The following is a 13,769-nucleotide window of genomic DNA, read 5'->3' as shown; positions in this document are numbered from 1 at the left end:
TTAATCTGGAAATGGGCAGCCCCCGGGTCCCTCTATGCTCGCCAGGGGGGTAATCGAGGGGTATGTCCCTTCATTGAGTTCCGGGACACCCTTCCCTCAAGCGAAGCTCTCAACCGTCTTCAGCGCCCCGTCGAGATCCGTGCCCTTTTCATCCTTGAGGGCAGCTTCACGCAGGCGGGCAACCCATTCAGGACCATCGTTCCGGTTTTCCACCATTCTTGCCCCGGCCAGAACTTTGTCGAATTTCGACAGGCCTCGTGCATGGGTGTCGGAATAGCCCTTGATAAGCCTGCGGCAGCGCAGGGTTTCCACGGCCATGGCATAGCGGTCCGGCAGGTAACCGGAGACCATCTTCAGCCAGCTTTCCAGATGATCCTGCTCCATCCGGTGGCGCAAGGTCTTGCGGCGCCAGCCGCGCAAACCACCCAGGAAGTAGAGCATTGCAAAGCCGCGCAGGCTGTCGGTGCGGATACGACGGCCACGGTTGAACCAGCGGTCTATCCGTTTCATCCACGCCGGATCGCTTTCCATCCTGCGGCCCATCTTCTCCGGCAGAAGGCCGACGATTTCCTCCGCGCGCGGATGAAGGTAGTCGGTCAGATGCAGCAGCTTGCCGTCCTTCACCTTCTTTTCCGACTCGATCCGGTTGAACCGCTGCGGTCGCGTTTTCAAATCGGCAACCCGGATGACATCGTCATAGGCCATGGCGTTGGCGATGTATTTCGCAGCCTCGCGGGAGAGTTCGTAATCCTTCTCCGCGCTGTCCCGGCTGACGAGACCTTCCAGCCGGCCGAGATATTCCGCGCCGTAATCCGTGTCCTGAAAATCGACCACCTTGCGCAGTCCGGCACGGGCCATTTCGCGCACCGGTTCCGGCAAGCCCGCGACCTTGGCTTCCAGCGATGCCCAGGCCTTTTGCGCCATGTCCGGGCCTGCAGGCCTGACGATTTCCTGATGAGCGGGCTTTAGGGCCTCGGCCTTGGGTTCTTCACCGTGTTTCGCCAGATCGAAACCGGCAGCAAAAGCCCTCAGACTGGCTTCCACGCCCTTGCCGCCTGCACGAATGGCGTCTTCAAAGGCTGCCCGTTCGAAGGGCAGAGCACCGGAGCCAGCCAGTGCCCCGAACAGGGAGGCGGAAATCACGGAGCCGACCTTTAGGGCAGCGGTATCCATATCGGCCAGCACAAGCTTCTGCGCGGCCAGTTCAGCCGCAGCCTTCACCTCTTCCGAGGACGCCATGCCGTCACCCGGCACGGATTTTTCGGAAACCGCGAGCATGCGGTGGCTCGAAGCGATAAGCGTGGTGCGGTCCGGGGTCACGAAGCCACGAATGATCGCCCTGCCCGCTTCCATCATTTCCGCTGCAATGATGATGTCGACATCGCCCGCAGACGGGGCGAGAGAAAAGACCGGGGCTTCAACATCCCCCGGCGCCATTTCCATATAATAGATGGTCGCGCCGGTTCTCTGGGCAACGCCCGCCACGCTCGTGGCCTGGCAATGATAGCCCTGCGATCTCGCCAGGCTCTCGATCCAGTTGGTCAGAACACCGCCGCCCTGCCCGCCAACGGCGAGAATGGCGAGCTTGATGATCCCTTCGAGGGCCGGATCGGCCGGCCTGGCATCCAGTGGCAATGAAAGAGACATTACGCGCCCTCCCCGGTAAACGTCAGACGGGAACCGGCCCGCCGAGTCTGCAGCCAGGAAATGATCTTCGTCCGGAGCCCGGCATACCAGGCTTCGAAACCGGTCGGGTTGTGAACCACTTTCGCTTCATAGAAGGACGGGCACAGGATGGCCGCATCGGCGACTTCGCCGCAGTTTCCGCAGCCGACACACGACTGGTCGATGTGGGCCACCGGATCGTCGCGCAGCGGATCGTCAAGCTTCTTCAGCGAGAGCGACGGACATCCGGACAAGCGGATGCAGGCGTGATCGCCGGTACACACGTCCTGATCGACGCCAAACCGCGGCACCTCGACCCGTTCACCGCCTGCAATCGCCTTGTTGCGCAGCGGCTTTTCCCGGCGCTGGCGGTTGAGCATGCACTCGGAGGAGGCAACAATCACCTTCGGACCGTCATATTCGGTCGTCAGCGCCTCGCGTATGGTCTCGCGCATCCGTGTGACATCATAGGTGCGGTCGATCTGCCGGATCCACTTGACCCCGGCGCCCTGAAGCGCCTTCGTAATCGGGTTGTTGGTCGACTTGGTCTCGTTCTTTGCCCGGCTGGAGGGAATGTCCTGCCCGCCGGTTGCCGCCGAATAATAGTTATCGACGATAATCGCGACACTGTCGGACTTGTTGAACACCATGTTGCCGATGGAGCTGCTGAGGCCGTTGTGCCAGAAGCCACCATCGCCAATGATGGAGATCGCCCGTCTCTCTCCGCCACCATCGAAGGCGGCGTTCGAGGCCGGCCCGAGGCCATATCCCATGGTTGAACCGCCGATTTCGAAGGGCGGCAGGCAGGCAAAGAGGTGGCAGCCGATGTCACCGGTGATCTGATGCTGGCCGACTTCCTGCTCCACCATCTTCAAAGAGGCGAAGATCGGACGTTCCGGACAGCCGGTGCAAAAGCCCGGCGGGCGGATCGGCACCGTCTTGGTGAGATCCGGCAACTCCGGCTTGGGCGTGTTCGGCGCCAGCACTTTGCCCGGAAGAAGCTCCGGCGCATATTGGCGGACAAAGGCATCCAGACCGTCGAGCATGATCTGGCCGGTGTATTCACCCGCACGCGGGAAAATACCCTTGCCTTCCAGCTTCGTCGTCCGGCCTTCCTTGTAGAGCATCGCCCCGAGCTGCTGCTCGATAAACTCCGGCTGGCCTTCCTCGACCATCAGCACGGCTTCCTTGCCGGCGCAGAATTCAAGCAGTTCGGATTTCACCAGAGGATAGGTGACATTGAGCACATGAAGCGGGATGGATGTGTTCCCGCTGATATCGGCAAGTCCTAAGCGTTGCAGCGCCCGGATGACACTGTTGTAGATGCCGCCGAGACAGACGATCCCGACCTTGCCCTCTTCCGGGCCGAAATGCTCGTTCAGACGATTTTCCAGAATGAACTTTTCAGCAGCAGGCCAGCGGTTGTCGATCTTGTCATGCTCATGCGCATAGGACATCGGCGGCAGGACAACGCGCTTGAAATCGCGCATCGGACTGGAGAGCGCGTCGCGCACGGACAGCGGCGGCGGAACGTTGTCCCGGGTTTCGAACCGGCCAGTGACATGGCAGGAGCGGATGCGCACCATCAGCATCACCGGCGAATTGCTGGCTTCCGACAGGGCAAAGCCGTCGCCAACGGATTTGACGATGGATGCCAGGTTCGGGCGCGGGTCGAGCAGCCAGAACTGGGATTTCATAGCAAAGGCGTAGGAACGCTCCTGCATGATGGAACTGCCTTCGCCGTAATCCTCGCCGACGATGACAAGCGCACCGCCGTTGACGCCGGACGAGGCCAGGTTGGCGAGCGCATCGGAAGCGACATTGACGCCGACAGAGCCCTTGAAGGTGACGGCACCACGAATTGGATAATGCACCGAGGCAGCCAGCATGGCGGCGGCAGCAGCTTCCGAGGCATTGGCCTCGAAACGGATGCCGAGTTCGCCCAGAAGATCCTCCGCATCGGCCAGCACATCCATCAGATGGGAGATCGGCGCCCCCTGATAGCCGCCGACATAGCCGACACCGTTTTCCAGGAGTGCCTTGGTGATGGCCAGAATACCCTCACCCGTGAAGGTGTCTCCTGTTCCCTTGCGAAGATGCTCTACCTCAGCCTTGAACGACCTTTCGGCCATCGGCCCCTCCTTACGCGATCAACTCATATCGGGTGCTTGCGCACGTTCTTCAAAATTGCCTGCAGCGTGGCGACGAAGGCCCGCTGGTCCGCGTCGCTGATGCCCTTGAACATCTGCCGGTATGCACCAGCCAGATGCGGCCAGAGCTGCTCATGCGTGTCGCGCCCCTTGGGCGTCAGATGAATGCGGACGGCACGGCTGTCGTCCTTGTCGGCAACGCGCCGGACAAGCCCGTCCCGTTCCAGTGCGTCCAACGCCCGGCTGAGCGTCGACACTTCGACGACCGCATAAATGGCAAGTTCCCGGATCAGCAGGCCGTCGATCACGGACAAGACGGCAAGCGTACGCATCTTGGGTGTCGTCAGGCCCAGATTGGCCATTTCGTCACGCAGCGCCGCGTTGTAGCGGCCCATGATACGGTTCATCAGATAGGGCGGGAAATTCTCCAGCCCAATTTCGCCAAGCCGCTGCACACGTGCTTCTTCCGTGATGACGTCCGTCCGATCCTCGTTGCTCATGCACCCATCCATTTCGCCAGATTGTAGCCGGACCCGCCACCGAGCCCCGGCCCCGGATGGGTCGAAGCGCCGATCATGTGCAGGTTCCGGATTTGGGTGGCGCTATTAACGGAATGAGCAAAGGGGCGCCAGATGAAAAACTGATCGATGCTGCAGGCCCCGCCATAGGGATCACCACCGACCAGATTGATATTGATATCGTTCAGATCCGCTGGCGAATAAGCCCGCCGTGCAAGCTTGATCTGATCGAAGTTGCGGATATGCCGCTTCAGGATTTCTTCAAGCCGGTCGGCAAAGGCCTCCCGGGTTGCTTCGGTCCATTCCGGACCGGTCTCTATCTTGCCCGCAGCGTCGCCCTTGATCCTGCGCGGAGCGTCAGGGACCTGAAGCCACAGGACCCCCTTGCCTTCCGGCGCCCTTGAGGGGTCCAGACGATGCGGCTGGCCAACACATATCGTGGGAACTTCAGGCAGAAGACCCCGCTCGGCCTCGTTGGCGGACTTGGAAACACTGTCGATGCCGTCCGCAAGATGGATCAGCGCAACATCCTCAAGCCCTTCGACGATCCAGTCCGGATCACCGTCCAGAGCATAGTGAAGCTGGAAATTGCCGCGGCCGTAGCGGTATTTCTGCGTGGCTTCAGGGAGTGCTTCCTGCTTCAAAAGCCGCTGATAGAGCTGCGTTGGCGTGACGGAGGCAATCACCGACCGCGCCTTGATGGTTTCACCGCCTGCCGCTTCGACGCCGACTGCCTTGCCGTCCTTCACCAGGATACGTTCGACATCGACACCGGTGCGGATCTTGCCACCCTTGGCCTCAATCAATTTTCGGAACGCCTCCGGCACGGAGCCGGAGCCGCCCTTGGCCACTGGTGCACCGGCAGCTTCCAGCGCAAATGCAATTACCCGGCCCATCTGACCCGAATAGGTGCTTTCCGGCGTCAAACCGGTGTGCAGAACCCAGGGCGCCCAAAGTGCCTGCAGGGTTTCGCTATGATAGTTCCCTTCCAGCCAGCCGCGAGCCGGCTGCAGGCAGGCACCGAGCCACGCCTTTAATCCGCCAAGACCACGTTTCCAGGCTTGGGCGAGCATCAGGCGCGCCATCTTGCCAGACCAGAGCGGGCTCCCCAGCAAGGCAAACAGAAACTCCGCATCGGCTTCGATACCGCCGACGTCGGCCGCATGCTGCTTGCCGTCGCCTGCCGCGAGGGCCTCGAAGGCTGCAATGTTGGCCGCGCGGTCCATCGTCACCTTCAGCGCCTCCCCTCCCGGCCGTAAAACGGCGGTCGGATGCGGCGTGTGGCAGAATTCAAGACCATGCCGGCCAAGATCTTCCGCCAACTCCGCATAGGCAGGTGAGGTTATGAAAAGAACGAAGGTGGCCGCCATCACATCGTGCCGGAATCCGGGCAGCGTGATTTCCTCTGTCCGCATACAGCCGCCAAGGACGTCTGAGCGTTCCAGAAGCAGAACCGGCTCCCCTCTGCGCGACAGCATTGCTGCCGCGACGAGGGCATTTATACCGGAGCCGACGATTACGTGCGGAGCGGCCATTTCGAGACGCCTCAGGCTTTCGGAACCAGAGCCAGTGCCCGGATGGGGCTACCAGTGCCGCGTTCGATTTTCAGCGGAGCGGCAATCAGGATCGCCCCCTTCGCCGGCAGCTTGTCGAGATTGGCAAGCGATGCCAAACCGAAGCAATTGTCCCTGTGCAACAGGTTATGTGCCGGGAACGGCGGCTCCATGCCACCGGCCTGACCAGCATCAGTGCCGATGCACTGGCTGCCCCAGCCTACGATCTTCTTCGACAGCAGATATTCAATCGCATCCGGTGTCGGTCCGGGGCTGTGCGGGCCCGCTTCGTCGGCATTGAGGAACGCGGCTTCATCGCCGGCGCGTTTGTCCCAGTCGGTGCGCATCACGACCCACTCACCGGCACCGATCTCGCCGTGCTCGGCTTCCCAGGCCTTGATCAAATCCGCTGTCAGCAGAAAATCAGGATCTGCAGCGCTTTCCTTTGAACAGTCGATCACATTGACCGGCGCAATCAGACGCTGCACATCCAGCGTGTCCGTAAAGCCGTCGCTGTAGTCCTTCCCGGTAATCCAGTGATGTGGCGCATCGAAATGCGTTCCGGAGTGCTCACCCAGAACCATCCAGTTCCAGGCGAAGAAAGGACCGTCGGCGTCATATTCACTGATCTTGTGGATCTCGACCTTCGGCGTATTCTTTGCAAAATCAGGCGGAAGTTGCAGGATCGGCGTATTCGGACCCAGAACGCCCGTGCAATCCACCACTTCCACTTCTCCGGACAGGAGTTTAGCTCCAAGCCCGCTGAGCGCGCTCTCTGCAGACATAATCGTTCCCTCTGTACCTCTGTGGCCTGTCGGCTCGTTATCACAATTCAATGCTAGACAGATTTATTTGTATTTGCAATTATCTTCTGCGAACGACGGAGGGGATTGATCGTGACCGAGGTGTTGGACGGCGTCATTATCGGCAGCGGGCATAACAGCCTTGCCTGCGCTGTTCATCTTGCAGCTCAAGGCTGGAAAGTCGGTGTTTTCGAGCGCACGGGGGAACCTGGCGGGGCGGTCAAATCGGGCGAGTACACGCTACCCGGCTACCGCCACGACTGGGCGGCCATGAACCTTTCCCTGTTTGCAGGTTCCGCCTTCTTCAAGCAATACTCCGAGGAACTGGGCAGCCACGGACTGGCTTTCGCGCCAGCATCCAATTGTTTCTCTTCCGTTTTTCCGGACGGCACCTGGCTTGGCGTCAGCAACGACCTGGAAACGACGGCTTCGCGAATCGAAAAGATCTGCCCGGAAGACGCACGTGTCTGGCGGGCGCTGACGTCGGAATTCCCGGGACGCGCAGAGACCTTGTTCGCGCTTCTGGGCAGTCCGGCAAAAAAACGTGCATTTGCATATATATTGTTCAAGGAGTGGCGAAAAAGCGGTTCGGACGGCGTGCTGGACCTTGCCCGCTTTCTGTTATCCTCGCCGCGCGACTGGCTGAACACAACCTTCACATCGCCGAAGGTGCGTGCCCTTCTTGCTGCCTGGGGGATGCATCTGGATTTTGCACCCGACATTTCAGGCGGCGCGCTGTTCCCCTACCTGGAAGGCATGGTCAATCAGGCTTTCGGCATGGTCCTGGGTCAGGGCGGTGCGGATACGATCGTCAAGGCCATGGTTTCGCAGATCGAGGCTTCGGGCGGATCGGTGACCTGCAATGCAGAAGTCACGCGCGTGATCGTCGAGAATGGACAGGCACGCGGCATCCAGCTCAAGGACGGTCGGCAGATCATGGCCCGTAAGGCGGTGATTGCCAACGTCGCCCCATCCGCCTTGCTGAAACTTGCGGGCGAAACCGGTAACGCGCGGTATGACCTCGGCCTGAAGAAATCAGCACATGCGCCGGGCACGATGATGATTCATCTTGCCATGGACGACCTGCCAGACTGGACCGCAGGCGAAGAGCTGAAAAAATTCGCCTATGTGCACATGGCTCCGGACCTCGATCAGATGGCCCGAACCTACGCACAGGCCCAGGCCGGCCTACTGCCGGAAGAACCGGTGATTGTCTGCGGTCAGCCAACCGTCATCGACCCGAGCCGGGCACCGGAGGGCAAGCATGTTCTCTGGCTTCAGGTCCGCATGGCACCCGGCACCATCAAGGGGGATGCCGCCGGCAAGATCACGGCCACCGACTGGGCTGAAGCTGCGGAACCGTTTGCCGAACGCGCACTCGATATTCTGGAACGTTATGCCCCCGGCACGAGGGCCAAGATCCTCGGCCGCCATATCGTATCGCCCGCCCTGCTGGAGGCGGACAATCCCAACCTGGTCGGAGGAGACCAGGTCTGCGGAAGCCATCATCTGACCCAGCATTTCATGTTCAGGCCCGTACGCGGCTTTGCCGACGGAACGACGCCGGTTGGAAACCTTTACCACACCGGCGCGGCCGTCTGGCCCGGTGCGGGAACCGGCGCAGGGCCCGGATATCTGCTTGCACAAAAACTTGCCGGATAGCGACAAAAACAAACGCACCGGCACCAGAGGTAAAATGGGGAACAGTAACCATGAGAGTTTCAAGACGCACACTGCTTAAAAGTGCGGCCGCCAGCGGATTGCTGACAGCCGTCGGAACACCGGTAGCATTCGCCAGCGACATCGAAGAACTGGTGATCGCCTATAACGTCAACCTGCCGAGCTGGGATCCGACGGTCGGCCCGTCCGCGGTCAACCCGACCATCCAGGGCATCTACCAGTCCGTGTTCGACATGTTCATTCATCAGAACACGGACCTCAGCTTTGCACCGGGCATCATCACCGGCTGGGGCTGGAACGACGACAAGTCGAAGATCTGGATGGATGTGCGCGAAGGCGTCACCTGGCACAACGGTGATCCGCTGACACCGGAAGACATCGTCTGGTCGCTGGAACGCGCCGGCAATCCCGACACGGGCAATCCGATCCAATTCATCTGGGGCAAGGTCGGCAACTTCCAGATCGACGGCAACAAGATCACCGCCGACGTCAAGGAATACGAGCCCACCATCTTCAAGTGGATGAGCTTCCTGACCGGCTATGTGATGCCGAAGAAATACTATGAGGAAGTCGGCGCAGACGGTTTCGAGGCCAAGCCGATCGGGACCGGGCCTTACATGGTCGACAAGTTCGAGCGCAACGCCTTCGTCCGACTGAAAGCCAACGAGAACTACTGGGGCGGCGCACCGGAATTCAAGACGGTCACGATCAAGTTCGTGACCGATGCGTCCAGCCGAACCTTCGAGGTTATGTCGGGCAATGCGCATGTCACGCTGGAAATGCCTTACGAGGAATTCGACCGGCTGAAGGAAAACGACGGCATCGTCGGCACCGCAGCCCCGATCTCCGACATCGGCATGATCTTCATCAACGATGTCGATCCGATGCTGGACGAAAACGTGCGCAAGGCGATGGCCTATTCCATCGACAAGAAGACCATCATCGAACGTCTCCTGTCGGGATACGGCGTGCCCATCGACACGCTGCAGACACCCGACTATTCCGCTTATGATGCCTCGATCACCGTTCCCTACGACCCGGACAAGGCGAAGGAACTGCTGGCGGCATCCGGCTTCGGTCCGGACAATCCGGTCAAGTTCAAGATCCAGACCACCCGCGGCTTCAAGCCGAAGGACTACGAGATCATTCAGGCCATTGTCGGCTTGTGGCGCAAGATCGGCATCGAGGCGGAAATCGAAGTCTACGAAATCGCCAAGCATTACGAATTGCGCGCGGCCGATACGCTGGCCCCGGCAGCCTTCTACAACTGGGGCAATGCCATTGGCGACCCGACCACCTCGACCGGCTTTGCCATGTTCGGCCCCTCGCCTCACTCCGTCTGGGATGGCGAAGAGCTGATGCAGAAGATCCTGCCGCTTTGGGGCGAGGCTGACGAGGACAAGCGTATCGAAGGCTGGAAGGAAGTCGATCGCCACATTGCAGAAAATGCCCTGGTCATTCCGCTCCTGCAGTACGTCCAGCCGATCCTGCACAGCGACAAGGTCAAGGTCACGCCGCACGCTTCCGGCGCGCTGCTGCCTGCGTTGATGACGCGTTCCTAAAAATCCGGAATTTTCGAACCCGCCTTCGCCGCAACACCCTCTAAAGCTTGCTCCCGGGGTGTTGCGGCGACTTTTTCCGATTTTTGGGCCAAATACCGTCATGCAAATCGTGCGCGCGCTGCTGACGCGCCTCATCACAACGCTTATCACCCTGCTTGGGGCCGCGATCATCGTGTTCGTGGTCATCCGGGTCGTTCCTGGCAACCCCATCGCCATGATGCTGCCGCCCGGGGCGACAGATGCCGACATCGACCGGCTGAAAGCGCTTTACGGGCTCGACAAGAGCATCTTCGAACAGTTCGTGATCTGGATCTCCAACGTGATCCAGGGTGATTTCGGCACGTCCATCACCCTGCGCCAGCCGGTCTACGACCTGGTGATAGGCCGTTTGCCGGCCACGCTGGAACTCTCGGTCATGGCCTTGCTGATCGCCGTCATCATCGGAGGTGCTGCCGCTCTCACGGCAACGCTCTACCGCGGTTCCAAGGTGGAAGGCGGGATCGACGTTGCCGGCGGCATCGCGCTGTCCCTGCCGGATTTCCTTTGGGGGCTGGCGCTGATCCTGCTGTTCGGCGTGCTGTGGCCGCTGTTTCACATTTCCGGCCGGATTTCCCCCTCGCTCGGGTTCGAGTTCAGTTCCAACTTCTATCTCTTCGAAGCGCTCGCCCGGTTCCGGTTCGATGTGGTGCTGGATCTCATGGGGCACATGCTCATGCCGGCGCTTGCGCTGGCAATCCCGTTGGCAGCCATCATCCTGCAGCTCCTCAAGCAATCCCTGAAGGAATGCATGCACGACGACTACATCACCCTGGCCCGCACAAAGGGCTATTCGGAAAGCTCGATCATCCTGCGTGATGCCTTGCCGAACGCGATCCTGCCCACGCTGACGCTGATCGGCGTGCAGTTCACCTTCCTCATCGGCGGTACGGTTATCATCGAACGCCTGTTTTCCTATGAAGGTCTCGGCAACATGGCGATCGACGCGGTGATCAACCGAGACCTGCCATTGATCCAGGGCATCGTCCTGATTTTCGCCCTGCTCTTCACGATGGTCAATCTGGTGGTGGACATGGCCTATGCCACCCTGAATCCAAGGCTGCGCCATGCGTGACGCCCGAGGACATATCCGTCGCCTGCCCGGCCTTCGGCTCTGGCTCAGTGGCGGCTGGCTTACCTTCCTGGTGCTGGCAGCCGTCTTCGCCCCCCTGATCAGCCCGCACGACCCGCTGGCACAGGATCTTTTCGCCGGACGCCTACCGCCCTTCTTCGAACAAGGTGCTGACCCGGCCTATTTGCTGGGAACCGACAGCCTCGGCCGCGACGTGCTGAGCCGCATGCTCTATGGCGCAAGACTTGCGCTGATCGTGGCGCTGGTTGCCGGCACGCTTACCTGTCTTATCGGGGCAACACTTGGCCTGATCGCAGGGTACTACCGGGGCTGGGCGGATCTGGTGATCTCGCGCTTCATCGACATCTGGATGGCCTTCCCTCCGGTTCTCTTTGCAATCCTGCTGATTGCGGTTCTGGGAACCGGACTGATGTCCGTCATCATTGCCATTGTCGTCATTGACTGGACCCGCTTTGCGCGTGTTGTCCGGGCTGAAGCGATGAGCCAGGGGGCGATGGACTATGTGGCTTCGGCGCAGGTTGCCGGCCGCACCCGTTTCGGCACCGCCCTGACCGAGATCCTGCCGAACGTCCTGCCGACCATCGTAGCCCTCTTGACGCTGGAAATGGGTATCGCGGTGATCGTCGAGGCGATCCTGTCCTTCGTGAACCTGTCCATTTCCACGGACCAACCGACATGGGGCGGCATGATTGCCGAAGGCCGTACCTCCATCTATCAGGCCTGGTGGGTTCTCGTGTTTCCCTTGTTCGCGCTTTTCCTGACGGTGCTGAGCTTTTCCCAGCTCGGCGAAGGCCTGAAGGACCATTTCGATCCGGTGCTGCGATGAGCTTTCTGTCCATTCAGGACCTGACGGTCCAGCTGAAGAACGGCATGCCGCTCCTCCGGCATGTCTCGCTTGATGTGGAACCTGGTGAGGTGCGTGCACTTGTCGGGGAAAGTGGCGCGGGCAAAAGCATGATCGGCAAGGCTGTTCTCGGCATTCTGCCGAAAGCCGCAAGGTTGAGCGGGGGCAAGATCCTGCTCGACGGGGAAGACCTGCAGACGCTCTCCCAAAAGGCAAGACGCCAGCGGATTGGCGCCCGCGCGGCCCTGATACCACAGGACCCGCTCACCGCGCTCAATCCATCCCGCCGTGTCGGGCCGCAGATTACGGACAGGCTGGTGGATATTCTCGGCTGGAAACGCCCGGATGCCGAGAAACGGGCGTTGGAGCTGTTGGAAGAGGTCCACATCCAGTCACCGGAACGGGTGATGAAGGCCTATCCGCACGAACTGTCCGGCGGCATGCGCCAGCGTATCCTGATTGCGTCCGCCTTTGCCGCCGAACCGAAGCTGATCATCGCCGACGAGCCGACGACAGCGCTCGACGTGACCGTTCAAAAGCAGATCCTCAAGCTGATCCGCGAAATGCAGCAGCGCCACGGCACCGCTCTGCTGTTCGTCACCCACGATCTGGGTGTCGTCTCGAAGATAGCCCAGTCACTGACAGTGCTCTATGCGGGCAAGGTGATTGAAGAAACCTCCGTCGAGAACTTCTTTGCCGCGCCTTCGCACGCCTATTCGAAGGCCCTGCTCGCGGCAACGCCGAAATACACAGACCCGCAAGGCTCACTGACACCTGTGCCGGAAGGCGTGACGAAAGCGGTGGAAGCTGAAGTGGCTGCCTTCGACGCACAATTGAAGGCAGGAGCCCGGCCATGAGCGATATCATCTACGAGCTGAAAGACCTGCACGTCTCCTTTCCGGACATGTCCCGCAAACCGCTTCTGGGAGCGGCACCGCGGATCGACGTACTGAAAGGGCTATCCTTCGATATTCCCAAGGGCGAAGTCCTCGGCATTGTCGGAGGGTCCGGATCAGGCAAATCCACGCTCGGCAGGGCACTGATCCGCCTGATCGAACCGGACAATGGCGCGATCCGGTTTGAAGGCACTGACATCACCCATCTTCATGAGGACAGCCTGCGGCCCCTGCGCCGGCGCTTCCAGATGATCTTTCAGGACCCGATGTCTTCACTCAATCCTCGCCGGCGTGTCGGCGGTATCATAGCCGGGCCACTGCGCCTTCAGGGACTCGACAACATCAAGGGCCGGGTCGATGAAGCACTCGACATGGTTGGCCTGCCCCGGCATTTCGCGACCCGCTATCCACACGAGTTGTCCGGCGGTCAACGCCAGCGCGTCGGGATAGCAAGGGCAATCGCCCTGAAACCCGACTTCATCCTGGCCGACGAGATCGTGTCCGGGCTCGATGTGTCCTCCCAGGCCCAGGTGCTCAACCTGCTGGAGAGCCTCGTCAAGGACCTCGGTCTCACCCTGGCCTTCATCAGTCATGATCTCTCGGTGATCCGGCGGCTGTGTACCCGCATCCTGGTGCTCTACAAGGGCGAGATTGTCGAAAACTCCGAAACGGCAGAACTCTTCGCCAATCCGAAAGCGGACTACACACGCACGCTGCTCGACGCAATTCCGCTGCCTGATCCGAAACAGGCCTGGCTCTGAAACAACAGCCCGGCACCGGTCCGGATTGCCGGGCCGATGCCACAAGTCCGGTCGGCCCGTGGAATGCGTCTTCGTTTGCCTGGGGTCGAGCCAGTGCGCTTTACCAGTCGTTGATTATTTCATTCAGCGCTTGCCATCTTGCCGGATGCTGGCGCTTCGACCATTTGCTGTTGGCGAATTTCCTCCGTCCGGTCACTTCATTTCTTCC

At 60.5% G+C, this 13,769-nt stretch carries 11 protein-coding genes; 6 read left to right on the top strand and 5 right to left on the bottom strand.

What is annotated here, in order from left to right:
* Positions 1 to 96: 96 nt before the first annotated feature.
* Genes ACYQ6M_RS09805 through ACYQ6M_RS09785 form a run of 5 tightly spaced genes read right to left on the bottom strand, consistent with a single transcriptional unit; the run spans position 97 to position 6,671 of the window.
* On the bottom strand, positions 97 to 1,647 hold the full coding sequence (locus ACYQ6M_RS09805; RefSeq protein WP_460073551.1) for an indolepyruvate oxidoreductase subunit beta family protein: 1,551 nt from the start codon (positions 1,645 to 1,647) through the stop codon (positions 97 to 99).
* Positions 1,647 to 3,797 carry a thiamine pyrophosphate-dependent enzyme gene (locus tag ACYQ6M_RS09800; protein WP_460073549.1) on the bottom strand — a complete coding sequence of 717 codons (2,151 nt, stop codon included), beginning with the start codon at positions 3,795 to 3,797 and terminating at the stop codon, positions 1,647 to 1,649. The genes ACYQ6M_RS09805 and ACYQ6M_RS09800 overlap by 1 nt, the downstream gene beginning before the upstream one ends.
* A 23-nt stretch (positions 3,798 to 3,820) precedes the next feature.
* Positions 3,821 to 4,315, bottom strand: a complete 495-nt coding sequence (locus ACYQ6M_RS09795; protein ID WP_022997707.1) for a MarR family winged helix-turn-helix transcriptional regulator — start codon at positions 4,313 to 4,315, stop codon at positions 3,821 to 3,823.
* Complete coding sequence (locus tag ACYQ6M_RS09790; protein WP_460073547.1) at positions 4,312 to 5,868, bottom strand: phytoene desaturase family protein; 1,557 nt, start codon at positions 5,866 to 5,868, stop codon at positions 4,312 to 4,314. Before ACYQ6M_RS09790 ends, ACYQ6M_RS09795 begins: the two co-directional genes overlap by 4 nt.
* A gap of 11 nt (positions 5,869 to 5,879) precedes the next feature.
* Positions 5,880 to 6,671 (bottom strand): cyclase family protein, encoded by a 792-nt coding sequence (locus ACYQ6M_RS09785; protein ID WP_031268066.1) that lies wholly within the window; start codon positions 6,669 to 6,671, stop codon positions 5,880 to 5,882.
* A 120-nt stretch (positions 6,672 to 6,791) separates the two neighbouring features.
* On the opposite strand from ACYQ6M_RS09785, the gene ACYQ6M_RS09780 reads away from it, so the two are divergent.
* The 6 genes from ACYQ6M_RS09780 (at position 6,792) to ACYQ6M_RS09755 (ending at position 13,561) form a co-directional block, all read left to right on the top strand.
* Complete coding sequence (locus ACYQ6M_RS09780; RefSeq protein WP_460074620.1) at positions 6,792 to 8,351, top strand: phytoene desaturase family protein; 1,560 nt, start codon at positions 6,792 to 6,794, stop codon at positions 8,349 to 8,351.
* A 50-nt stretch (positions 8,352 to 8,401) separates the two neighbouring features.
* Positions 8,402 to 9,931, top strand: coding sequence for an ABC transporter substrate-binding protein (locus ACYQ6M_RS09775; protein ID WP_031268068.1), 1,530 nt, complete (start codon positions 8,402 to 8,404; stop codon positions 9,929 to 9,931).
* A gap of 100 nt (positions 9,932 to 10,031) precedes the next feature.
* Positions 10,032 to 11,042 (top strand): ABC transporter permease, encoded by a 1,011-nt coding sequence (locus ACYQ6M_RS09770; RefSeq protein ID WP_460073545.1) that lies wholly within the window; start codon positions 10,032 to 10,034, stop codon positions 11,040 to 11,042.
* A complete protein-coding gene (locus ACYQ6M_RS09765; protein WP_022997713.1) occupies positions 11,035 to 11,886 on the top strand; it encodes an ABC transporter permease in 852 nt (283 codons plus the stop codon). The genes ACYQ6M_RS09770 and ACYQ6M_RS09765 overlap by 8 nt, the downstream gene beginning before the upstream one ends.
* Complete coding sequence (locus ACYQ6M_RS09760) at positions 11,883 to 12,761, top strand: ABC transporter ATP-binding protein (RefSeq protein ID WP_460073542.1); 879 nt, start codon at positions 11,883 to 11,885, stop codon at positions 12,759 to 12,761. Before ACYQ6M_RS09765 ends, ACYQ6M_RS09760 begins: the two co-directional genes overlap by 4 nt.
* Positions 12,758 to 13,561, top strand: a complete 804-nt coding sequence (locus ACYQ6M_RS09755) for an ATP-binding cassette domain-containing protein (RefSeq protein WP_460073540.1) — start codon at positions 12,758 to 12,760, stop codon at positions 13,559 to 13,561. The genes ACYQ6M_RS09760 and ACYQ6M_RS09755 overlap by 4 nt, the downstream gene beginning before the upstream one ends.
* Positions 13,562 to 13,769: the final 208 nt, after the last annotated feature.

It is taken from the genome of Roseibium sp. ROS1 (genome assembly GCF_054658215.1).
This window is presented reverse-complemented; position numbering and strand designations above follow the sequence as displayed.

Bases quoted from the DNA above. Each gene is read 5' to 3' on its own strand.
- ACYQ6M_RS09805 (WP_460073551.1), bottom strand. From the start codon at position 1,647: ATGTCTCTTTCATTGCCACTGGATGCCAGGCCGGCCGATCCGGCCCTC.
- ACYQ6M_RS09800 (WP_460073549.1), bottom strand. From the start codon at position 3,797: ATGGCCGAAAGGTCGTTCAAGGCTGAGGTAGAGCATCTTCGCAAGGGA.
- ACYQ6M_RS09795 (WP_022997707.1), bottom strand. From the start codon at position 4,315: ATGAGCAACGAGGATCGGACGGACGTCATCACGGAAGAAGCACGTGTG.
- ACYQ6M_RS09790 (WP_460073547.1), bottom strand. From the start codon at position 5,868: ATGGCCGCTCCGCACGTAATCGTCGGCTCCGGTATAAATGCCCTCGTC.
- ACYQ6M_RS09785 (WP_031268066.1), bottom strand. From the start codon at position 6,671: ATGTCTGCAGAGAGCGCGCTCAGCGGGCTTGGAGCTAAACTCCTGTCC.
- ACYQ6M_RS09775 (WP_031268068.1), top strand. From the start codon at position 8,402: ATGAGAGTTTCAAGACGCACACTGCTTAAAAGTGCGGCCGCCAGCGGA.
- ACYQ6M_RS09770 (WP_460073545.1), top strand. From the start codon at position 10,032: ATGCAAATCGTGCGCGCGCTGCTGACGCGCCTCATCACAACGCTTATC.
- ACYQ6M_RS09765 (WP_022997713.1), top strand. From the start codon at position 11,035: ATGCGTGACGCCCGAGGACATATCCGTCGCCTGCCCGGCCTTCGGCTC.
- ACYQ6M_RS09760 (WP_460073542.1), top strand. From the start codon at position 11,883: ATGAGCTTTCTGTCCATTCAGGACCTGACGGTCCAGCTGAAGAACGGC.
- ACYQ6M_RS09755 (WP_460073540.1), top strand. From the start codon at position 12,758: ATGAGCGATATCATCTACGAGCTGAAAGACCTGCACGTCTCCTTTCCG.